The following is a 22,735-nucleotide window of genomic DNA, read 5'->3' on the forward strand; positions in this document are numbered from 1 at the left end:
ATCCGAACCTTAGCCGCTAGGGTCCTAGGACGTACCCCTAGCATTAGCCGCTAATTGTTCGGAGGCGGCAGCCCGTCGCCGATCAGGACGGGATAACGCCCAAGAACACTTTTCTTTCGTGCATTTCCAGTAACGTATCTCCCGGACGATGCGCGCATGACCTTGCCGTACATTTCCGCGAACGAAGCTCTCCAGCTTCAAGTGGAGCGGAGCGGGACCACCTTGGGGTCATCGTGGCAGTTGACGACGGACTCCACATGGTAAGCCCATCGTTCAAATGCGATCTTTGTTTCAGCCGCGAAGTCGTGCTTCTGGTAGGTCCCGACAATCCCGGCGAAAGTGCCGGACCTATGATTGATGGCCTTTTCCACGGTAGGAATCGCAATGCCGAGTCGCGCCATGCCGCTTACCATCGTGCGCCGCAAGTCGTGCAGCCGCCACGCTGGGATCGGTCCAGTGAACGCGTCAATCTTTTCTTTGCCACTGCTGTAGCCACTTGAAGGCGTCTTATTGTTCATCGTGAAGAGAAAGCCCGAATCGGTGGGAAGCTCTTCAATGATTTTCACCGCAGCGTCGGAAAGGTAAACGTCATGGGATTGGCGATTCTTGGCGCGGGCTCCGGGGATGATCCAAATCCGGCCTTCGATTTCGCCGTAGGTCATCTTCGCTACTTCGTCGCGGCGTTGCCCTGTCAGAAGCAATAGCTTGAACATGGGGCCGAACGGATACCCAACTTTACTGCACGCATTCCATACCTTGCGGATTTCGGCGTCGCTCAAAATTCGATGGCTGTTGGACTCCCGCGCTTCTGGTTCGATTAGCTCGATTCCCTCGCAAGGGGAGCTCTTGATGATGTCCCGGCCGCGCGCCCAATTGAAGAATTTGCTCAGGACTGCCTTGGCCCGGATCGCGGCGGCTGGATAGCCGGCGTTAGTGATGGTGTCGAGGATGTCCAGAATATCCCGGCGGCTGATTTCACCAATCCAACGCGCGCCCCACGGCTTCAGGTGCCGATTGTAGACCCGTTGCGCCGACTTAACCGTTGCGGGGCGGCGCAAGGCAAGATGACGTTTCGCATAGTCGGTCCAAATGGCGTCGATGCTATTGGCAACGTGTTCCGGCTCCGGCTTTTGGAATTCGGGGTCGCGGCCTTCGCTGGCGGCGCGCACAATGGCTTGGGCGGCCGTCCGGGCGGTGGGTAAGTCGATGCGCGGCCATGGTCCTATGGTTGTCTTGCGAGGCCTGCCATTAAGCCGATAACGCGCCGCCCAAGAACGCCAGCCGGACGGCTGAATCACAAGGTAAAGCCCAGGCTGGCCTTTGTCGGGCACTTCGCGGCGCTTCTCCGGATCGGGCTTGAGTTTTTCGACTGCGGCCGCCGTCAGGGTCTTCGCCATGGTGGGCTCCGGGGTAACGGGGTAACAGAAAGGGGTGTTTACGCGGCGTAACCCCTAGACTGTGCTCCAGCGTACCAAGGCGCAATAACTCTTCAGAAATAAGGATTTGACGGTTAATGAAGGCACCTGTCGTTACCCTTGGATACGTGCCATCTCATATTTCGTAATGACGGGGTCGGGGGTTCGAATCCCTCTTGCGGCACCATTAACCCCTTAAAATCCCTTGTAAATCTTTGCCTGGCCTACTGCTCGAAGACAAACCGAGCGGAATGGAACCACCACATGACCACAGGCGTGTTATGTCGCGGCAAGCGGCGGACTGATCAATCGCCGATTTGTCTCATCAATGTGCGCGAACGGCTCGCCCCGAATGATCGCGATCAGTTGCTGGTCGGTCATCGCCTCCACCGGGACATCGCTGCGGTCGATTGCCTGCACGGCCTTGCCGTCTAGCCGATGCGCGATCTCGACGGATGACCTGTACGTCGCCGTTCTCCGTCTTCTCTGCCAACTTGTCGGCGATCATCCGCAAACGGCGTCCCCGCCGCTTAGCAGCGCGACCCGAAGCGCATCAGTGAGTGGCTTCTCTCGGTTCACCGAGCCAATCGGCCTGGCGATATTCGTCTCCTGGTGGTGATCGCAATACCACCAAAGACACATCGAGTGCGCGAGCGCGCGTCGTCAGCGCACCTCTGGCTGTATCACAGCCGACACACCCGTTGGAGAAATCACGCCGCGACTATACACGCCCAGATTTTGTGCTGGCGGCCGACCGGCCGTATTGCCTACCTAAAAGAAGATTTCGAATGCCGGGGTGCGGCCATGCGGCCGACCTGCGCAAATGCGGGAAGGCAAGTTGTGGCTCGGGGCAAATCTTCCGTGTGGCGGCCCGTCGCCGCTGATGTCGTCGATCATTCGAACTCGTGTTTTGTCGATCTGCGTGCGCGGGCTTGCTGGCCTGAATCGGTTTTGCGGCCGGACGGCGCGCGGCGATCATCGCGGCTGCGCCACGCGCTGCTGGCCTCGACCCTCCTGATCTCGGGGGGCACCACTCTGAGCCTTGCGCTTGCCGGACCGGCGCTGGCGGATGGTGGCGCGGGCGGCCAGGGGTCGACCTTTGATTCGCATGGTGCTGGTGGCGCTGGCGGCACCGGCTTTAATGGCACGGCTGGCGGCGATGGCGGCGGCGGCGTCTTTTATGGCGGCGGCGGCGGGGGCGGCGGAGCCGGGGGTGGCGCCGGCGGCCTCGGCGGCCTTGGTGGCGCCCCAATTTCAAATGGCGGCGTCGGCGGTGCCGGTGGCGCGCACGGCTTCGTCGGCGCAACCATCAACAACGTCGCGCCGCTTACGGGCGGCAACGGCGGAAACGGAGGAGCCACCGGCGGCCCGGGTGGCGGTGCGGGTGGCGGTGGTGGCGGCGGTGGCGCTGGCGGTTACGGCGCAGTCATTACTGACGCAGGCGTCAACAGTAACGGCAGCACGGTCTCCGGGGGCAATGGCGGAGCCGGCGGGACCAGTGGCTTCGGGACCGACGGCAGCGGCGGCGACGGCGGAGTTGGGTTGTTTTTCAGCAATGCCGGCGGCGTCACCCTGAACAACAGCGGGAGTATTTCGGGGGGCAATGGCGGCGCGCCGGGCGCGAACTTTGGTGGTGATCCAGGCCAGGCCGGCGTCGGCGGCGCGGGCATTGTCGGCTCCGGTCTCACCATCAACAACAATGGCACGATCAGCGGCGGCCTCGGCGGAGACGGTGTGACGCGCGCCGATGCCATCATGCTCACGGGTGGGACCAACGTCATCAATTTCGGAACGGCCACGTCCGGCCTCATCGGCGACGTTGAGGTCACGGCCGGGACCGTTCAGATGAATGCGGCGTCCGGCGGCACGACGGTCGCGAACACCATCACCGGCGGCGGCGGGTTGATCCAGAACAGCGCCAACACGCTGACGCTGACCGGCATCAACACCTACACCGGCGCCACCACCGTCAGCGCCGGCACGCTGGAGTTGGGTAGTTTCAGTGCGGCCGGCACCGGCCAGCTGAACATCGGCAACGGGACCGTGCGCGTGACCGCAGCCGGAAGCGGCACGCTGGGCAATCCACGTATCCTGTTTCAGCCTGGTACGACGGGCGCCCTTGCCGCGGCGGCGGGGACAACCGTTTCCCTTGGAAACCTGGGTCTCGACGTCGGCTCGACTGCGGTGTTTGGGTCAGCGACCGACACGGGCACCCTTGTTTTGGACTGTAACTGTTCCGGCTCCTTCGTCACCGATAATTCGCGCATCATCGTCGCAGGTGGGACTCTCACAACCACAAGTGCGGTCCTGTCGTTTTTCACCGACTTTGCCGCCGAAACCCAAGTGCAAGCCGGCGCTACGCTCGATTTCAACAGCCAGACAGCTCTAATGCGCCGGCTGACCGGCGGCGGCACGGTGAAGCTCGGCAGCAGTACGCTGGAGGTTAACGAAGGCATTTTCGCCGGCGGCATCCAGGGCACCGGCGGCGTCACGGTCGGCAGCAGCCCCCTCCTCAATGCCACTTTAATCCTGAGCGGGACTGGACTGAACACCTACACGGGGGCGACGAGGGTTATCGCCAATCACACTTTGCAGGGCGGCGCTGCCAACGCATTCTCTGCGGCCAGTGCGACCACCGTGACCGGGACGCTCGATCTCGGAGGCTTCGACCAAACCATCGGCTCGCTCGCCGGAGCGGGCACCGTTACCAGCAGTGGCGCGACAAACGCGACGCTGACAGCGGGCGGCGATAATACCTCCACGCTTTTTTCGGGCGTGATCAAGGATGGCGCCGCCGCAACGGCACTGACGAAAACCGGCCTCGGCACGCTGACGCTGTCGGGTGTCAATACTTACACCGGCTCGACCATCGTCGAAGCCGGCACGCTGCAATTGTCCAACAGCGGGACGCTCGGTGCCGCGACCGCAACGACGAAGGTTTTCGGCGGCACACTCGACCTCGGCGGCACCACGCAGACGCAAGCCGCACTGATGTTGACCGGCGGCGTCGTGCAGAACGGCGCGTTGAACGCGCCGATCAATTCGAGCGGCGGCACCATCAGCGGCCTCGGCGGCACCGCGAGCCTGACCACGACAGCCGGAACGACGATCGTCGCCGGCATCGATAACTACAGCGGCGCGACGGCCGTCAATGGCGGCATCCTGCAGGTGGATGGAAAGATCACCGGCACCTCGGGCGTGACGGTGAATTCGGGCGGCACCCTCACAGGCACCGGCATCATCGATCCGCCGCTGCCGGTCATGATCAACACCGGCGGCACGTTCATGCCGGGCAATGGGACGCCTGGCACATCGACCACGATAGAAGGCAATCTCGCGTTCCAGTCCGGCGCGGTTTATGTGGTGCAGCTCAATCGATCGGCGACATCGTTCGCCAGCGTCACCGGCGGCGCGGCGCTTGGCGGCGCGACGGTGAAAGCCTCCTTCGCGCCGGACGCTTACGTCGAGAAGCAATACACGATCCTCACCGCATCCGGCGGTGTGACCGGCGCCTTCAATTCGATTGTGAATACCAACCTGCCGTCGGGCTTCCACACCAGCCTGAGTACCGATCAGAACAACGCCTATCTGAATCTGGTCTTGAACTTTGCACCGCCGCCGAACAGCGGTCTTACCATCAACCAGCAGCGCGTCGGCGACGCCATCGTCGGCTTCTTCAACGCCAATGGCGGAATTCCGATGGCGTTCGGCCGCCTGTCGCCCGCGGGCCTGACACAAGCCTCGGGCGAAATCGCGACCGGCAGTCAGCAGACCACCTTCGACGCGATGGGCCAGTTCATGGGCGTGATGACCGATCCGTTCGTCGCCGGGCGGGGCGAGGGCGGTTCCGTGAGCGGCGGCGCGCCGGGCTACGCCGACGAGCCAGCGCTCGGCTATGCGCGACAGCGCAAGCCAAACGATGCGCTGGCGGCGATCTACACCAAGGCGCCGCGAACTGCATCGTTCGAGCAACGCTGGAGCGTGTGGGCGGCGGGCTTTGGCGGCGCGCAGACCACCGATGGCAATGCCGCGACCGGATCGAACAATACCTCCAGCAGCATCTACGGCACCGCGGTCGGCGCGGACTATCATTTCGCGCCCGATACACTCGCGGGCTTCGCGCTGGCCGGCGGCGGCACCAATTTCTCCGTCGCCAACGGCGGCAGCGGACGCTCCGACCTGTTCCAGGCCGGCGCGTTCATCCGGCACAATATCGGCGCGGCGTATCTGACCGGCGCGATCGCCTATGGCTGGCAGGACGTCACCACCGATCGCACGGTGACGGTTGGCGGCGCCGATCGGCTGCGTGCCGAGTTCAACGTTAATGCGTGGTCGGGCCGGTTCGAGGGCGGCTATCGTTTTGTCGCGCCGTGGGCGGGCGGCGTCGGGATCACGCCTTATGCGGCGGGCCAGTTCACCACCTTCGAGTTGCCGGCTTATGCCGAAGGCGTACTCTCCGGCGCGAGCACCTTCGCACTCAGCTACGCCGCCAAGAGCGTCACCGACAGCCGCAGCGAGCTTGGCCTGCGCGCCGACAAATCCTTCGCGCTGCTGGACACCATCCTCACCTTGCGCGGCCGCGCCGCGTGGGCGCATGACTTCAATCCCGATCGCGCGATCGCCGCGACGTTCCAGACGCTGCCCGGCGCGTCATTCGTGGTCAACGGCGCGGCGCTGGCGCCTGACTCGGCCCTCGTCACGGCATCCGCCGAAATGAGATGGACCAACGGCTGGTCGGCGGCGGCTACCTTCGAGGGCGAATTCTCGGACGTCACCGAATCCTATGCCGGCAAGGGCGTGGTTCGCTATGCGTGGTGAGTAAGCGCCAGCGTCAGCCCGATAACGCTGCGCCTGTCTCGGTGAGCTTCACATAGGTGCCGCTCTCGTGCAGCCAGAGCCAGCCGCGCTCAATCGCGAGCTTGAGACCGGCGCCGTGCTCGTCCAGCGTGCCGCGCTCTTTGGACAGGAACGGCTCGTCGATCTTCTCGATATGGCTGCGTCCGTCTTGAATCGGCTCTACCGCCTTGGCGATCTCAAGGGGCTTGCAGGCGCTTCGTCGGGGTCGGCGTAAGGCCAGTCGATGGTCAGTTTCATGCAGAGATCTTGTCTTCCTTATCGGCGCCGCGCATGACGGCCGAAAAGAGCCATGCTTTCCGGCGATTCTTTCCGTCCCCCGGTGGGTTGGACGAGGCATGCTCGTCGGGGGGCGCGGCAGAGCCAGTTACTCCGCGAGGGCACGATAGACTGATGCGCGAGCGATCTTGAGTGCCGCCGCGCCAAGCGAACGCGCTAAGAATTCACATTTGCGACGGCTTACGACGCGGTCGAACCCCATGCGCCACGCTTACGACAAATCGTAACGGGCAGGCCCCGCGATCAAGGAGCGGTTCCATGGCGTCGCAACGTCATTGGCGCGCATGTGTCAATTGTTTTGGTTTGTTCTTTAACGGGCATCCTACCAAAGGCGTCTGTCCCGCCGACAAAGCATTCTTCTCACCACACGCAACATCGCTGGGGGCATCCGTTGATGCGAAGACCTATCGGCTGGAGTTCGCCGACACCACCAACCCGCCCAAGACGCAACGGCATTGGCGCTGATGTCCGAAGTGCGAAGGCTTGTTCTTCGAAGGCAACGGCACCAAAGGCGTGTGTCCCGCGGGCGGACCTCACTCGACCGAAGACAGTGGTGAATATCGCTTAACGTTCGGCTTCGTCCCGCCAACCCCCTTCAATGCGTTTCCGGGTCAGTTCCGCTGGTGTTCGCAGTGTCAGGGCCTATTCCGCGAATTCGACATGGCATGGGGTGTATGTCCCGCTGGTGGCGGAAAACACAATGCGTACGGAGGCGGCGGCAGCGGCCTCTACGTTCTGAAGCGGGGATTTGATGCGCCGTTCGACACGGATTAGCCCCGGCGATTTGGACGCGGAGCGGAGGCGACGAATACCTGCTCACGCGTGGATTGAGCAGCAACAATTTGGGCGCTCGTTGCTCCTGTTCATTGTCACGGCTAGCGGCGATGCGCATCGGTTCGGCATCGACCATCTAATTTGTAATGACGGGGTCGGGGGATCGAATCCCTCTTGTGGCACCACTACCCCGACTTCGGTACAGCCTTGCTGCGGCTCATGGCGAGCAGGCCTTTCAGCGTTCGGCAGACCGGGTCGGAGGACTGCCATTTGGCAAGCCTGAATGCCGTTCCGTCAGGATGTTCGAACGCATCCATGCCAAAGGCTTCCGGTCCGACCTGCAGCGCGAGCCGGCAGAGCGCAAGGGGAACGTTCGGTATCGCCACGCGGACGCGGTCAGGGCCGGACTCGATGATGGCCGAACTGTTCTCGGCCGGCTGGCCGACCTGGAAGGGAGCTGCGGAGCCGACAAAGGATGTCTTCTGAGCGGCGTTCGCCGGTACCGAAGCAACCGCCTTTTGGACATCTGCTGTCAGCCTGTTTAATTCGATCAAGGGGTCGATGAGCGCGAATCGCACCTCCATGAAGTTTTCCTGGCAAAACCGCTTCGGATCGATTTGATCGGGCGGCTTCGGCGGGTCGCCTAATGTTGTCAGATACGCGGTGCGCGCCGGATCTTCGGCCGCGCGGAGGGCAATCTCACGGCAGATCTTCTTCGGCGTATTGGTCAGTTCCACCCAGATCATGGAGTCGCGGGCTTCGATCAAGAAGATGTTCGACCATGGTCCGCGTCGCACGAGACCCAGCGCCGGCTGACCCTCGGCACCCTTCAATGTGCCTGCCAGGGCCTGCATCCTGGCCGGCAAGGCGTCGACACTGGCGATCCATGCGGTGGACAGATCGCCCTGCTGAAGGATGCGACCGCTTGTATCGCGCGGAACGCGGACGCCAATCGTCCGCAAATCGTCGAGGAATTCATTCGCGGCCGACGCACTGACGCGGTCGCGGACAAGCCAGTCACCCACGTATCCGGCAACGATCCCCACCATGAGGATCACCGCGAGGAGGCGCAGGCTACGGCGCATTGCAGTCCGAGCGGTATCGGTCATCGGTCGGTCGCTGATCCAGCCTCGGCGCGGTTGCCGGCGCCGTTTTTCTCGCCGATGGCGGCCCACGAGATCTCGTTGACCCATTGCAAGCGCACATTCTGCAACCCTGCATCTTCCATCAACTGCTGAACGGTCTCACGGCGCCAATAATGCGCAATCCGCGGCAACATCTGGTCGAACACGATGGAACGGATGTGGCGGAACGAGAAGGTCCGCAGCAGCTGGAAATAGGTGAGCCGTCCGAAGCCCAGGCGCAGCAGAAGCCACAGCAGCGTGGTTGGATAAAGCGAGAGGTGATGGACAACGCCAATCGGAAGCCGCGAGAACAGCGCCTTGCGCAACGGGTCGGCGAAGCGGACGATCCATTCATTGTTCTCGTAGCCGTAAACCCAGATCAGCACGTTCCCCCCAGGCTTTGCGGCCTTTACCATCTGCTTCAGGGCGAGCGATGGAGTTTCGAGGTGATGGATCACACCGATCGAGAAGGCGATATCGAAATGATCCTGGAATGCGATCTCATAGGCGCTTTGCCTGAACACCTTTGCGTTTGGAAACGACGACAGGTTACGGCGCGCGACCGCCAGCGATTGCTCATCGATGTCGATTGCGACTGCTTCGCGGGCGCCGAACTTCAGCGGCCACAGTGAATTGCGTCCGGTGCCGCAGCCAACGTCGAGCACGCTTTTGCCGCGCCAGTCGTCCGGTTGCAGAAACGGCGTCCACTTCAGGAACTGTGTTTCGTAATCGGCGCGGATCTCGTTGTATTTGTTCCACTCGTAGCCAAAGCGTTCGGATGAGCCGACGGGTTGAGACATGGGGCGTTCACTCGTGATCATCAGAATCTGCCGGTGGGTGCGACGCGCGCTTTCAGGCGCGCCAGGCGGTCGCGGGTTTCCGGCGACAGCAATTTCACGACGCCCTTGCGCATCCTGAACCAGCGGGGCGACAGGTCCCGGATCGGTTCGCCATCCGAAACCCGCGTCGCCTGCACGCGCTGGTTCAGCGCTGCCTGATGCGACCGATGGACGTAGAGAATACAGTTGTAGCGGTACCAGAACGAGATGCGGGCATCGTTCATGATTCTGGGCCGGACGAAGTCATAGGCGTCGAAACCGTGCGGCTTCAGGCGCATCCGCCAGTAATCATAGGGCTGCTCATTGACGTGATACTCGCCACCCTGTCCGGGCACCGCGGCCGAGAACAGGATATACTTACCGGCGTGGCTGACGAGGCTTGCGACGAAATTGTCGGCCGACGTCTCGTCGATATGTTCGGCGACTTCCAGCGATTCGACGAGATCGAATGTTCGCCCCAACTTCAGCGGCCGCGACAGGTCGGCCGACGTGAAGAGATCAGGGCCGATCTCGAGATCTTCAAGGCGTACGTAGTCGCCGTCGACGCCGCGGATGTCCGCGATGCCTTCTTGCTGCCAGACCGAGAGCCAGCCGCCACCGGCGCAGCCGATATCGACGACGCTCGCAATGTCGAGCGACGACCGTAGGATCGGGATCACCCTGGATGCAGCGTAGCGAGACGACGTAGCCGCATAGCTGATGAACTTTTCGTCGTAAGGGCGGGCCATCACACCGCACCCTTGGCGCCGGCTGCCGCGAGCGGAACAAGCCTTAGATAGGCGACGTCATGCAGCGGCCCATTCAGTACGCGCTGGCGCGCGACGTGGCCGCTGTACGAGACCACGCGCTGCAGTTCGTCGAGCCGTCGCGGGAAACGTCCGCGATCCATCCGGAAAAACCTCTCTTTGAACAACTCGCGTGGGTTCATCGGAAGGATCGCATCAATGATGTGGAAAGCGCCACCCGGCCTTACGACCCGCAGGGCTTCCGCGGTCATCGCCTGAAGCTGGGAATCATCGAGGTGATGCGTCGTCGCAATCGACATCGCCTGATCGAAGCTGTCGTCGGCAAAGATCAATTTGGTGCCGTCCATTGCCGTGAAATCGGCGTCGGCATGGTTCCTGCGCGCCGCCTCGATGTAGCTCGGGTTGATGTCGATGCCGTGGTAGCGCGCGTTGATCACGGCTCGCGATGCGCCCGTGCCGCAACCGATATCGACCACGGACATCTCCGCGCCGACAGGAATTTCCTCGGAGACGAGCTGAACGTAACGGCGCACGGTCGGCTGGCCGATCATCTGATTGAGGTTGTAGATGGCCGGGAACTCAAGCACCCGCTCCAGGGCTTTTCTCAGCATACGAATCTATCCTGCCGGGATCGGGCGACGAAATGCCTGTAGGCTCAGCCATACCCACAAGGCGATGGCGTAATTAGCGCGCTTGCGCCGGTGTTGTTGCCATAAATCGCTGATTTCCGCGAGGTTTATCCCGGTCATCTTGTCCATGGGGACGCGCTGCGGGATTTCCCTGAGCCAGAGAGCTAGAGGAATGCCAAAGCCCTTTTTGGGCCGAGACACAAGGTTGCTCGGAATTTTCCTGGCGAGCACCTTCTTCAGGAGGTATTTGCCGACGCCGTTACGATATTTGAGTGCCGTCGGCAACCGTCGGCAGAAATCAACCATGTCATTGTCGAGGAAGATGGCGCGGGTTTCCAACGAATTCAGCATGGCCGCCCGGTCGACCTTGGTCAGGATGCCGTCCTGCAGATAGTACCTGGTGTAGAATTCCATGGTCTTGTCTACCAGGTTCAGCTTTGGCGAAACGTTCCATAGCCCGATCGCCTCCTCATACAGTTCGCCGGTATCGATCTTCTCACCAAAAATCCTCTCGATGTCCGGCGGCGGCAGCGGTCCTAGCCAGGTCGGGTTCCATAGCTCAGGACCATAGGACAATCCTGTCAAGGTCCGTTTCAACTTGAAGTCCAGCCCCATATTGCGGGTCGAGACCGGCAGCCGCGAGATGAGCTTGCGCAGCATTCGGTGCAGAGGAGCTGGAACGAGGTGTTGGTAGAGCGCGGCGGGCTTCAGCGCATGAAACGGATCATAACCCGCGAAGAGCTCATCGGCGCCGTCGCCGGACAGTGCGACCGTCACCTGCTGACGGGTAAACTGACAGAGCAGATAGGTCGGCAACAGCGAGCTGTCGCCCAATGGCTCTCCAGCCTGGGCGAGGAGATCGGGGATCGTATCACGCGCCTGCTCCAGATCGAGTTTCCGAAGCGAATGTCGCGAATGGAAGATTCCTGCAACGCACTCGGCATATTCGGATTCATCAAACGAAGGCTCGTTGAAGCCGATCGTGAAGGTCCTGAGTTGATCCGCTCCGTGAAGCTCCGACGCTGCCGCAAGCACGGCGCTGGAATCGATGCCACCGCTGAGGAAGATTCCGAGCGGCACGTCGCTGATCAGCCTGCGACGTACCGCTTGGGTCAGCAGGGCATCGAGCTCGTCGGCCAGGTCCTCTTCGCTCCGCTCGAGCAAGGCGGAATCCGGCTCCAGTGCGAACTGCCAGTACTGGGCGACGCGGACGCTATCGGAGCGAAGATCGTAGCAAAGCGAACAGCCGCCCGGCAGCTTTGCTGCGTGACGATAGGGCGTGCAGGGCGCCGGAAAGAAGCCGTAGGCGAACAGTTTTTGCAGCGATCGCTTATCGAGCGCTGGATCGAACGCTGGATGGCTGGCCAAAGAAGGAAGCTCGCTGGAGAACGCGAAGAAGCCCGGTGTCTTGGAGTAGAACAGCGGCTTCTCGCCAAACCTGTCGCGGGCCAGGAACAGCTGTGACCGCGCCGTGTCCCAGATCGCGAAAGCGAACATGCCGTTGAGGCGGCGGGGCAGGTCGTGTCCCCACTCCTCGTAGCCGTGGACCAGCACCTCGGTGTCGGAATGGTCGGACTCAAAGCGGTGGCCGCATTGTTGCAGCAACGCCCTCAGCTCCAAATGATTGTAGATCTCGCCGTTGAAGATCACTGCAACGGTCTTATCCTCGTTCCACATCGGCTGGGCGCCGCCTGCGATATCGAGGATGGCAAGACGGCGATGGCCGAGGAAAACATGCCTGGCTTTGTCCACGTGGTAGCCGTGCCCGTCGGGCCCGCGATGCGCCAGCGCGTTTGTCATCGCCTCGATGTGGTCGATATCTCCAGGTCCGCAGAATCCGGCGATGCCACACATCTTGACTACGATTTCTCTGAAGGCGTTTCGGTCGGCGAGGAATCGACGAAGTTGATCAGCTCGCGCACGAGATAGGCCCGCGCACCCTGCGATTCGTAATATGTCCGTACCAGCATTTCAGCGACCAGACCGAGCAGGATGCTGATGATGCCGACCAGGAACAGCAGCGCAGCAAGTAGCGGCAACGGTGTCAGGATCAGCGAGATCCTGGCGAACAACCTCAAGGCGATCGCCAGTGTGATCGTCGCGATCGAGGCAATGATGGAAGCGATCCCGAAGCCGCCGAACAGATAGATCGGCTTGGCGAAATATCGCCTCAGGAACATGACGACGAGGAGATCGAGCACGACCTTGAAGATGCGTTCCAGGCCGTAATTCGATGCGCCGAAGCGGCGAGCGTGATGCGTGACCGGAATCTCGGTGATGCGCGCGCCCTGCCACTCGGCATAGATCGGGATAAAGCGGTGCATCTCGCCATAGAGGCGGACGCCACTGACGACGCTGCGGCGATAGGCCTTCAGCGTGCAGCCGTAATCGTGTAGCTTGACGCCCGAAACCTTGGAGATCAGCCAGTTGGCCATCCGGCTGATCCTGTTTCGCCTGAACTCCGCGTCCTTGCGATCCTTCCGCCAACCTGAAACGACATCATATCCTTCGTCGAGCCTTGTGAGCAGCCGGGGAATGTCGACGGGATCGTTCTGCAGGTCGGCGTCGATCATCACAACGATCTCGTTGGATGCATGATCGATCCCAGCCATCAGCGCTGCCGTCTGGCCGTAGTTGCGGCGGAAATCGACCACTTTGACTTCCGGATTGTCACCGCTGAGCGCACGTAGGATCGATAGCGATCTGTCCTGGCTGCCGTCATTGACGAGAATAATCTCGAACGGGTTCGGCAATTTGCGCAGCACGCTTGTCAGCTGCTCGATCAGCAGGGGTAGCGACCGTTCCTCGTTGTAGACCGGCACAACGATGGAAAGACTGGGTGCAGGAACATCACTCATCGGCAAATCATTCATAATCCAGATCGGCAAATTTCGCGGAGCTGACGGCTAAACCTCACCATCGGGGGTCAGGTGACGCCAAGAAACGTCGTAATGTCCTTGCCTCCGATGATCGCCCTGCGGAGCATCAGATAGTACCACGCGGTTTCTTCGCTGCCGAAAGATTGCAATGGTCCCGAATGCGCATTGTTTCGCACGGTCACTTCTTCGAAGCGCTGGGAACCGTTCCTCAGATTGTCCAGTGCAACCCAGCCCTTCGTCGATTGGCTCGCCGTGACGGCCAGTGCGACAATTGTGATTGCGGCCATGGCGACTTTCTGCCTGTCCACCCGGTCGCGCAGCAGTGCATCCCAAGCGGGGTAGGTCAGGCCTACGATCACGGACAGTTGGAACATGCCGATGTAGCGCGGCGAGAGCTCGGACCAGAAGTAGATCACGCGGTACCAGACGTCGTTCTTGGCAACGAAGTAACTGATCAGGAGAATTCCGAGCCAAAGGGTGATAATGACGATCGTGTCCGTCAGCGGCGCGGGCGCCTGTTCAAGCGTCGTTCGGCGCCAATCGGCGATACGTGCCGAGACACCTCCGACCGCGCGCCGTACCGCCGGCAGCAGGAGGAGGATCCCCAGGCCGAGCGCGATCAACAGAGCTGTCGTCGCCGCCGACCAGTTGAGCCCCAGGATTGCAAACATTCGCTCTCGCGCACCGATCAATACGATGGTTGATGCGATAGGCACGATGCAGGCCGCTCGTGCGAGCGACTTTGGGCGAATGGCGATATCGCAGCACAGCATGACGACAAGAAGAATAAGAGCCGTGCTTTGGTGCACGACGCTCACCAGCAGCGGTATCCAGTAAGCCAGGCCTTGCCGGCCAGACCAGCGCGTCGTGAATGCACCGAACGAAAGCATCGCGCAAAGGCAGCGGGCGAAATTCGAGAAAATACTGTTTTGAGGGGCGGGATTGAGCCAGGAGTAAAGGCTTACGCCAAGGATGTTCGACCAGTTAACGAGTCGGTCCGGCGGCGACGGTGTCGTTTGAACAAACAGCCAGTTCAGTATTGGTGGCGGGACCACAACGTAAAGCAACGCGCCTATTGCAAGCGCGGCAAGTGTCGCCACCCTGAGCGTTCCGGAAGTCATTCCGAACGAGACAACGAGACACGCCACGCCAAGCAGCAAGCCGGACAGGAGCGTGCCCCACCACATCGCGCGGGACAGAAAGGTGACATAGTCCTTGGCCGGGTCGGCGAAACCAAGCACCGTGAGCAGATTTCCGGCCGCATACATCGACAGCGACGTGAAGGGATAATTGTTGCAGTAGTTTGCCCTCAACGTCGCCCGATAGACGAACTGATCGGGCGCCGAGATTGAGACAAGTCCCTTGACCAGATCAATCTGTTGGTCATGCAGCGTGGGGTGCATGATCTCGGCTCCACAGAGGTAAACGTATAAGTAGTCCTTATCGACCGAGAGATTGCGATCCGTCATACGCGCGAACAGGACGGCCCAAAGCAGCACACAGGCAAAGATCGCAATGGCCGAAACGGCCGGAGTTCTCTGCAGGATGGTTCTGGCCGCGGAGATGGAAGCTGTCGTCACGAAACTGGCTCTCGCGTCAATTGGGCCGCGCCACAGGCCGGTGTCGGGCGACGCGCTGCGCCGCTCTTGGCACATTCATGGGTAGCGATCAATCGTGGGTACGTATGGGGAACGTCTCGGTGCGGCTGCCATCCTGGCCGCAATTGGCGTCAAGGATCGCGCCATTTCGTCGCGGCGCGCGATCGCCAGCCGAGGGGATACGCCGACGATTTCCCAGCACATGGTCGACAGCGGCGATTATCATTGCCGCATTCCATTGTGATCGCCGTGGCGCTGGTCTGATGATGTTCGGCTGTCGTCGGAACTTGGCCGCTGATCATGGCCGTTGCCATGCTTCAGGCGGCGTCCGATGCTTCCGGGAAGCTTCACGCGAACAAAATGGCACTCTCGGGTATGGCCCCGACATAGCCAACGAGGAAAACTTCCACGCCGCCAGCGCTGACCACAGTGCTACTGCCATCATGGGCAATCCAGACGTGGTTCGCGTGTCCGGCAATGCCGAAATCGAACTGGATCTGATCGCCCACGTTGAAATCCATGATGAAGTTGTTCTGCCCACTGTGGGCCCCGAACACGAACGTATCGAGACCGGCGAGTGCCGTCGGCTCCTTGTTGACCGCATCGCCCCACATGAAGTTTTCGACACTGCCGATCCAGCCGTAGTCCTGCCCGGCGAGGAGAACATCGTTGCCGCCGCGCGCCGATTCCGCAAGTGTCGTGGCGTCTCCGACCAGCACGTTGATCACATCGCCCCTACCAAAACTGTCGCCACCGCGGAGCACATCTCCCTTTGCTGACGCGTGACCTTCCATCAGTCCTGCATTGCCGATCAGCACGTTCTCAATCGATCCGGAGCCCAAGCTCGAGCCGCCAACGAGAAGATTTCCTCCGCCGCGACTGTGATCCGTCATGGTGGCGGCGTCGCCGAACAGCGCCTGCTGCATACTGCCGGAGCCATAGTTCCAGCCCCCGACGATCAGGTTTGACCCGCCGGAAGCAAAACCAGTCATAAGCGCGGCATCGCCAAAGAAGGCGTTCTGAACCCAGCCTGCTCCGAAATTGCTTCCGCCGGCCAGAATGTCGTGTCCACCCTGGGAGTGACCATCCATCCAGGCCGCGGTCCCGAAAAGCGCATTTTGCACGAAGCCGCCGCCGCGATTGTCTCCGCCGATCAGGCTGTCGTACCCACCCCTCGCATGGTCGGCGGTCGTAATGCCATCACCGTACTCCGCGTTCTGCACAAATCCGGAGCCGTAATTTGAACCACCGACAAGCCTGTCCTGACCTCCGGTCGCGTGGCCTAGCAGCTGAAGAGCGTCCCCAACCAGCGCGTTCTCGATCCCGCCAGCCCCGATGTTTCTTCCACCATTGAGCGTGTCATTGCCGCCCGCGGCGTGATCAGCGATGATGGCTGCATCGCCCAGTACGGTGTTGATTACCACTCCTGTCTTGGCGTTGTTTCCGCCATAGAGGTGATCGTTTCCACCTCGCGCATTCCCGCCAAGACCGTCGTAGTCGCCGATCGCGGCGTTAAATGTCAGTCCACCGCTGCCGTCCGTCTCATGCAGGACCTGCTTCTTTCCGACGCCAGAGGTGACATCCGCTGGCCCGTCGCCAAAGAAAGAGTAGCTGGCGACGGTGCCGTCGCCAGGCAAGCTGCCGTTGCCGTTGAAATTGCCGTTGAAGGATCCGATGTTGCCATTGCCGTTTTCAGATCCGGAATCGAAGTTTCCGTTGAAGGCGCCGATATTGTCATTTCCATTCGACGTTCCGCTGTCGAAGATGCCGTTAAAGGCGCCAATATTTGAAAGTCCGATATTTGTGCCTTGATTCCACTCGCCGTTGAATGCGCCCGCGTTCGCAGTACCCGCCGCGGGATCGGAGCCTTGCCCATTGAAGGCGCCTTTGGGATTCAGATTGAGATAGCTCAGGACAACGGCGGAACTGGATGACAATACAAACTGCTGGATACGCATGTTCCGCCCTCCATTCATCGCGCATACGCTACTGGTCGTTCGAGGCTGAAGGTCATCCCGATAAGCCAACCGATGCTTGCGGGGCCTGGATCTTGATCCGGTGCCCGCTTATGAACGCCACCATCTCATCGCGAACTTGAAGGTTGCGGTCGCGAACGAGCCCTTTGACTTTGAAATAAAATCTCCGTACCGCGCCAAAACGTGCGCGGCGCCATCCTACTAGAAAATTGGGCAACATCAACTCCAGGCAGCAACCGAAGCCGGCGCCACCTTAGGATATCAGCCGGACGCCAGGGTTCGGCGACCGCCAGCGCCGCGCTTCGAATGCGCGGCTTGAATTTCCTTCGATCATCATGGAAGAGGGGAGCGCCACGTCGGCGCCGCTGGAAAAATCCAGCGGCGCCTTTTTGCGCGCCATGGCGGAGGAGTTCGCGATGGCTTAATCCGAGACCGTCTGCACCACGCTGCTCACGGGACGACCGGCCGCCGCGGTCGGCAGTTTCTCGTTCTTCACCAGCATCGCATCATATTCGGGCAGCGTCTCGAGCGTGCCCTTGGCCTTCATCGCCACGACCTTGTAGCCGCCCGCCTTCAGCCGGCGCAACAGCGTCGGCAGCGCCTCGCCGGTGTGCTTCTGGAAGTCGTGCATCAGGATGATGCCCTTGCCGAGCTTGTCGAGCTTGGTCATCACGTTGTTGACGATCTTGTCCGGGCCATCCGCCTTGAAGTCAAAGGAGTCGACGTCGGTCGAGAACATCGCGACGTTGCGGGTGCCGAGATAGGTGACTGCGCCGGGATTGTGCTGCAGTTGCGGGAAACGGAAGAAAGGCGCGGGATTGGTGCCGAGCGCCATCTTCACCGCGGAAAAGCCCTTCTCGATCTCATCCTTCACCTGCTGCTCGTTCATCTTCTTGCTGTTGAGGTTGACGTGCGACCAGGTGTGGCTGCCGACGGTGTGGCCCGCGGCGAGCACCTGCCGCAGGATTTCCGGATGATAGGTCGCGTGCTTGCCGACCGAGAAGAACACGCCCTTGGTGCATTCGTCGGCCAGCGCCTTCAACACGGTGGGCGTATTGTTCGGCCACGGACCGTCGTCGAACGTCAGCACCACTTCCTTGTCCTGCAGGAAGTCGAGCTGCTTGAAATGTTCGAAACCGAAACCCGGTCCCCCCGCAGTGTCGACCACCACGGTGCGGCTGACGCCGAGCGCATCCGCGTTGGCGCAGGCCGACTTCAGCGCCGCGGCCACCGGTGCCGGCGCCGTCAGGGCGGGAGACGCCTCGGCGCGCTTGGATAGCGCGGCCGTGACGTCGACGTCGTTCCTGCCAGCCGCCGCCGTTTGCACAGGCAGCGGATCGGCCGGCCGGGCAGCTACGGTTTGAGGAGGAGCCGCGTCGGCGCGCGGCGAGGGGGTCCAGAACCACACTCCGGCGATCACGACCGCCGCTACAACACTGGCCACCATCAGGCCCAACGTATTACGCATCGCTACACACTTTCTGAGAAGGCGGGGCACGCCACATCCGTAACGAGCGATTAGTGCCAACAAGGTCTTAACGTGGTCCCAACACGGCGCCGGGAACCCAAGAAAAAGAGCGCCTTGCCAGCATGATTGCAGTCGCAGTCGGCTGGTCGCGCTGGCGGGCATCATCGGACCGTCAAACAATGGGTTCGCCTCTCCCGGCGAACGGGAGCCGATCATGACCCCCGCTCAAGGCAAAACCGTCGATCAGTGACAGCACGGCGAAGACGGCCGCAAGAGCCGGCGCGCAAAGGTTCAAGCTTCTTGGCTGAGCGGAAAGGCTATATGAACATCGTCACGTTCATTAAAGGCTTGAGAGATGACCAGATTTCTAATTGCTTTCATTCCGCTGGTTCTGGTGGTATCGGTAGCGTTGGCCCAGCAGGGGCGTGATGCCTGCACGCGCGACGCATCACGGTTCTGCCGCGCCCATCTCAACGAGGGTGACCAGGTCGTGCTGGCCTGCCTGAAACAGAACCGCGGCCGTCTCAGCAAGGCCTGTCAGCAGACGCTCATCGATCACGGGCAGTGATTTCGTTCCGGGCTCGCGTCCCGGAATGACCGCCCAAAACTACGTGCTGCTTCCCGCCGCGGTCGCGACCACTGGGATCACCTCGTTGGCGGCGCGGTCCGGCGTCTCGTCCTTCCAGCGCACCGACCCGAACGGACGCTCCAGCATCCGGCGCACCCGCACCGGGTCAGGTCCGAGGTGGAAGGCGATGGCGTTCTGGTGCAATTCGCGTTCGGATTGCGTGGCGCGGTTGCGCTGGCGCAGATAGTCGAGCCACGTTGGGCAGTGATAGCGCTCGGTCCACAACTCGGGATCGGCGATGTCGCGCGCGATCGACCAGCCATAGGCACCGTTGCGTTGGCGGCTGAGCTGCACCTCCTGCATCACATTGTGGAAGGCGCGGGCGTTGTCCTGCGACACCCTATATTCGATCTCTACCACCAGCGGCCCGCTGCGCCCGGTCAACTGCAACTTGACCTCGGGGTCGGCGAGCGCTTCGGTCGCGGCCTCGTTGCGGGCGCCGATCGGCGGCATCCTGAGCCAGATCCCAAGCAATGGTGACAGAAACATCAACGCGGCGGAGACCAACAGCGCCGTCTCCACACCGGCGAGGTCAGTGAGGCGGCCCCAGCCCCAGCTTCCGATCGCGATGCCGCCGGCGATCGAAGCCTGGAACGCCGCGAGCGAACGGCCCGCGACCCAGCGCGGCGCCGAGAGCTGCACGCCGATATTGAACAGCGCCACCGCGAGCATCCAGACCGCGCCGGCAATCACCAGCGCGGCGGCCGTGATCACGGGTTCCTTGCTCAGTGCGACGGCCGCGATCGCACCGGCCATCGACAGTGCGCAGGCCCGCACCGCGGCTTCGCCGCTCAAGCGGCGCCTTATCTCGCTGATATTGAGCGCGCCGACGACCGCACCCATGCCGAAGGCGCCGAGCATGATGCCATAGGTCTGCGCACCGCCATGCAAGAGGTCGCGCGCCACCAGAGGCATCAGCGCCGAGACCGCGCCGCCGATGATGCCGGTCACCATTGTACGGGTGAGCACGATCTTGATCGACGGCGAATTGGTGATGTAGCGCACGCCGGAGACGATCGCGCGGCTCAGCCGTTCGCGCGGCAGCCGCGACGGCTCGCTGACCCGCTCCCACAGAAACAACACCACCAGGAGCGGAATATAGAGCAGGGCATTCGCCGCGAACGCTGCGACCGCGCCGGCAGTTGCGACCACGATGCCGCCTATCGCGGGGCCAAAGCTGCGCGCAATGTTGTAGCTGATGCCATTGAGCGCAACTGCCGCGGGCAGCGTCTCCGACGGCACCTGTTCGCTGACCGAGGATTGCCAAGCCGGGCCGAACAGCGCCATGCCGCTGCCGACGACGAAACACAGCGCGAGCAGGATGTTTGGCGTCACGAGGTTGAGCCAGGTCAGGATGGTAAGGGTGGTGGCGCCGGCGAGTGCAATCGCCAGCGATACCATCGCGACGATGCGCCGGTCATGCATGTCGGCGATGGCGCCGGCGGGCATCGCGATCAGCATCACCGGGAGCATCAGCGCGGTCTGCACCAGCGCGATCTTGTCCGCCGCCGACGTCATCTGCGTCATCGCCCAGGCGGCGCCGACGCCCTGGATCAGGATGCCCAGATTGGAAAGCAGGCTGGCCAGCCAGATCCGCCTGAAAATCGAGTGCCGCAACGGTGCAGAGATACTGTCGGCGCGCTTCGGCGGTTGGGTCATATGCGGTTCCGTTACACTGCGATGGCTTGCCGGCGATTTCCGGCTCGCGTTCCCAGATGCCTGCGAAAACCTTGTCCTGTCCAGTCGTTACGGCACTGTTTGCAGGTGCAGGACACAGCTAAAGTATTGAAAGGATTGGGGGGAATGAATGAACCCGACCTTTGGCGGACAATCTTGGAGGCGGCAGCGCCGCCTGGCTGGCGGCAATTTCGGTATCGCGGCCTTGGCGCAGTGGCATCAGCCGCCGGCCGGCGGCATGCTGCCGCTCCTGTTCTTACGCCCGGCAAATGCCGATCAGGCGCAAAATGGTACCGATCTTGCGGAAGAATCAACTTCCAAACGAAAGATGAAGCGCGTGATGATGCGAGGAAAGGTCATCGCGCTCCAGGCGCCTTCATGGTGCCGGGATCGTATGCGTTGATCGGTTTCGCGGGAGAGGCCGGGGACCATGAGCATCGCCGAACTCGATGACATGACGGCCGGCCGGCGTCCGCTGGTGCCGCCGACCCCGCCGCGCGCCCCCGACAACATGACCGCGTTCGGGCGGATGATGGCGATCCGCAACAGCCCGATCGAAAGCTGGGGCCGGCGCGCTTACGAGGACGACGTCGTCCAGGGCTCCTTCTTCGGACACTCGAGCTTCATCCTCAACACGCCGGATGCGATCCGGCACGTGCTGGTGGACAATTACGAGAACTATACCCGCACGCCCGCGGGCTTTCGCGTGTTGCGGCCTATGCTCGGGGAAGGGCTCCTGATTGCCGAAGGTCGCGCCTGGAAGCATCAGCGCCGCACGCTTGCGCCGGCGTTCACGCCGCGCGCGGTGACGACGCTCGTGCCCTACATGACCGCGGCGATCGGCGAGACGATCGACAAGCTGCGAGCGGCGAGCCATGGACCCGTCGATCTGCGCGAAGCGATGCAGCGCATGACGCTCGAGATCGCCGGCCGCACGATGTTCTCATTCGGCATGGACCGTCATGGCGCCACGCTGCGCGACTTCGTGATGGAGTATGGCGAGACGCTGGCGCGGCCACACGTCCTGGATCTGCTGTTGCCGCTTGGCTGGCCGAGCCCGCAGGATTTTCGCCGCGCCCGCTTCCGCAAGCGCTGGACCGCGTTCGTCTCCATGCTGATCGCAGAGCGCCGCGCCGCCGGCAAGGACCACAACGCGCCCGCGCGCGATCTGTTCGACCTGATGGGGGAGGCGCGCGATCCCGAAACCGGCGATGCCTTCACCGACGCCCAGCTCGGCGACCAGGTGGCGACCATGATCCTCGCCGGCCATGAAACGACCGCGACGGCGCTGTTCTGGACGCTCTATCTGCTTGCGCTCGATTCCTCGACCCAGGAACAACTGGCGGCGGAGGTGACAGGGATGGCAGCAGCTGGCACGCCTGAGATCGAGCGGCTGAAGTTCACCCGCGCCGTGGTGGACGAGACCATGCGACTCTATCCGCCGGCATTTCTGATCGCGCGCGCGGCCGCCGGACCTGATACAATCGCGGGCCTGCGGGTCAGGAAGCGCGACGTGATCATGATTGCGCCGTGGCTGTTGCACCGGCACGAGAAGCTGTGGCGAGATCCGAACGCCTTTGTGCCTGCGCGCTTCATGACGGGAACGCCGCCGGACCGTTTTGCCTATCTGCCGTTCGGTGTCGGCGCGCGCGTCTGTATCGGGGCGCATTTCGCGCTGGTCGAGGCGACGCTGGCTCTTGCAAAGATCATCGGCGCGTTCCGCGTCGCGTTGGTGGACAAGGAGCCCGTCGTGCCGGTTGGCGTGGTGACGACGCAACCGAACCGCTCGCCGATGTTTGCCATCACGCCGCGCTGAAAGCCCTTGCGTGATTTCTCCCGAGTAATCATT

18 protein-coding genes are annotated in these 22,735 nt (G+C 62.1%); 5 read left to right on the top strand and 13 right to left on the bottom strand.

The genetic code is table 11. The features are described from left to right. Positions 1-197 precede the first annotated feature (197 nt). The gene (locus tag JQ553_RS18815) at positions 198-1,397 is read right to left on the bottom strand and encodes a site-specific integrase (protein ID WP_212501507.1); all 1,200 of its coding nucleotides are present in this window, start codon (positions 1,395-1,397) and stop codon (positions 198-200) included. Positions 1,398-2,276: 879 nt separating this feature from the next. Between JQ553_RS18815 and JQ553_RS18820 the strand changes: the two genes are divergently transcribed. Then, positions 2,277-6,233 (top strand): autotransporter domain-containing protein, encoded by a 3,957-nt coding sequence (locus tag JQ553_RS18820; RefSeq protein WP_312015167.1) that lies wholly within the window; start codon positions 2,277-2,279, stop codon positions 6,231-6,233. A gap of 13 nt (positions 6,234-6,246) precedes the next feature. On the opposite strand, the gene JQ553_RS18825 is transcribed toward JQ553_RS18820, so the two are convergent. Beyond that, entirely contained in the window at positions 6,247-6,609 is a 363-nt protein-coding gene (locus JQ553_RS18825) for a hypothetical protein (RefSeq protein WP_249144419.1), read from the bottom strand. Between the two features lie 197 nt (positions 6,610-6,806). Between JQ553_RS18825 and JQ553_RS18830 the strand changes: the two genes are divergently transcribed. Beyond that, positions 6,807-7,013 carry a hypothetical protein gene (locus tag JQ553_RS18830; protein WP_212501509.1) on the top strand — a complete coding sequence of 69 codons (207 nt, stop codon included), beginning with the start codon at positions 6,807-6,809 and terminating at the stop codon, positions 7,011-7,013. A 494-nt stretch (positions 7,014-7,507) separates the two neighbouring features. On the opposite strand, the gene JQ553_RS18835 is transcribed toward JQ553_RS18830, so the two are convergent. The 10 genes from JQ553_RS18835 to JQ553_RS18880 form a co-directional block, all read right to left on the bottom strand. Next, entirely contained in the window at positions 7,508-8,089 is a 582-nt protein-coding gene (locus tag JQ553_RS18835) for a hypothetical protein (RefSeq protein WP_212501510.1), read from the bottom strand. Between the two features lie 338 nt (positions 8,090-8,427). After that, positions 8,428-9,246, bottom strand: coding sequence for a bifunctional 2-polyprenyl-6-hydroxyphenol methylase/3-demethylubiquinol 3-O-methyltransferase UbiG (locus JQ553_RS18840; protein ID WP_249144420.1), 819 nt, complete (start codon positions 9,244-9,246; stop codon positions 8,428-8,430). A gap of 20 nt (positions 9,247-9,266) precedes the next feature. Then, positions 9,267-10,013 carry a hypothetical protein gene (locus JQ553_RS18845; protein ID WP_212501512.1) on the bottom strand — a complete coding sequence of 249 codons (747 nt, stop codon included), beginning with the start codon at positions 10,011-10,013 and terminating at the stop codon, positions 9,267-9,269. Further along, positions 10,013-10,642 (bottom strand): class I SAM-dependent methyltransferase, encoded by a 630-nt coding sequence (locus JQ553_RS18850; RefSeq protein ID WP_212501513.1) that lies wholly within the window; start codon positions 10,640-10,642, stop codon positions 10,013-10,015. The genes JQ553_RS18845 and JQ553_RS18850 overlap by 1 nt, the downstream gene beginning before the upstream one ends. Positions 10,643-10,648: 6 nt before the next feature. Then, positions 10,649-12,514, bottom strand: coding sequence for an asparagine synthase (glutamine-hydrolyzing) (gene asnB / locus JQ553_RS18855; protein WP_212501514.1), 1,866 nt, complete (start codon positions 12,512-12,514; stop codon positions 10,649-10,651). A 5-nt stretch (positions 12,515-12,519) separates the two neighbouring features. Beyond that, positions 12,520-13,518: a glycosyltransferase family 2 protein gene (locus tag JQ553_RS18860; RefSeq protein ID WP_212501515.1), complete on the bottom strand. Its 999-nt coding sequence runs from the start codon at positions 13,516-13,518 to the stop codon at positions 12,520-12,522. A gap of 68 nt (positions 13,519-13,586) precedes the next feature. Beyond that, positions 13,587-15,119, bottom strand: coding sequence for a hypothetical protein (locus tag JQ553_RS18865; protein WP_212501516.1), 1,533 nt, complete (start codon positions 15,117-15,119; stop codon positions 13,587-13,589). 365 nt (positions 15,120-15,484) lie between these two features. Continuing rightward, on the bottom strand, positions 15,485-17,095 hold the full coding sequence (locus JQ553_RS18870; RefSeq protein ID WP_212501517.1) for a hypothetical protein: 1,611 nt from the start codon (positions 17,093-17,095) through the stop codon (positions 15,485-15,487). Positions 17,096-17,366: 271 nt separating this feature from the next. After that, positions 17,367-17,513, bottom strand: coding sequence for a hypothetical protein (locus tag JQ553_RS18875; RefSeq protein ID WP_212501518.1), 147 nt, complete (start codon positions 17,511-17,513; stop codon positions 17,367-17,369). Between the two features lie 21 nt (positions 17,514-17,534). After that, complete coding sequence (locus JQ553_RS18880) at positions 17,535-18,581, bottom strand: polysaccharide deacetylase family protein (protein WP_212501519.1); 1,047 nt, start codon at positions 18,579-18,581, stop codon at positions 17,535-17,537. A 355-nt stretch (positions 18,582-18,936) separates the two neighbouring features. Between JQ553_RS18880 and JQ553_RS18885 the strand changes: the two genes are divergently transcribed. Next, positions 18,937-19,149, top strand: coding sequence for a hypothetical protein (locus tag JQ553_RS18885; protein ID WP_212501520.1), 213 nt, complete (start codon positions 18,937-18,939; stop codon positions 19,147-19,149). A gap of 39 nt (positions 19,150-19,188) precedes the next feature. Here the strand turns inward: JQ553_RS18885 and JQ553_RS18890 are convergent, their stop codons facing one another. Further along, positions 19,189-20,868 (bottom strand): MFS transporter, encoded by a 1,680-nt coding sequence (locus tag JQ553_RS18890; protein ID WP_212501521.1) that lies wholly within the window; start codon positions 20,866-20,868, stop codon positions 19,189-19,191. A 148-nt stretch (positions 20,869-21,016) separates the two neighbouring features. On the opposite strand from JQ553_RS18890, the gene JQ553_RS18895 reads away from it, so the two are divergent. Together JQ553_RS18895 and JQ553_RS18900 are read left to right on the top strand one after the other, a co-directional pair. Beyond that, positions 21,017-21,289, top strand: coding sequence for a hypothetical protein (locus tag JQ553_RS18895; RefSeq protein ID WP_212501522.1), 273 nt, complete (start codon positions 21,017-21,019; stop codon positions 21,287-21,289). Positions 21,290-21,316: 27 nt separating this feature from the next. Continuing rightward, the gene (locus JQ553_RS18900; protein ID WP_212501523.1) at positions 21,317-22,702 is read left to right on the top strand and encodes a cytochrome P450; all 1,386 of its coding nucleotides are present in this window, start codon (positions 21,317-21,319) and stop codon (positions 22,700-22,702) included. The last annotated feature ends 33 nt before the right edge of the window (positions 22,703-22,735 follow it).

This window comes from Bradyrhizobium lablabi, from assembly GCF_018131005.1.
Classification (GTDB): Bacteria; Pseudomonadota; Alphaproteobacteria; order Rhizobiales; family Xanthobacteraceae; genus Bradyrhizobium; species Bradyrhizobium lablabi_D.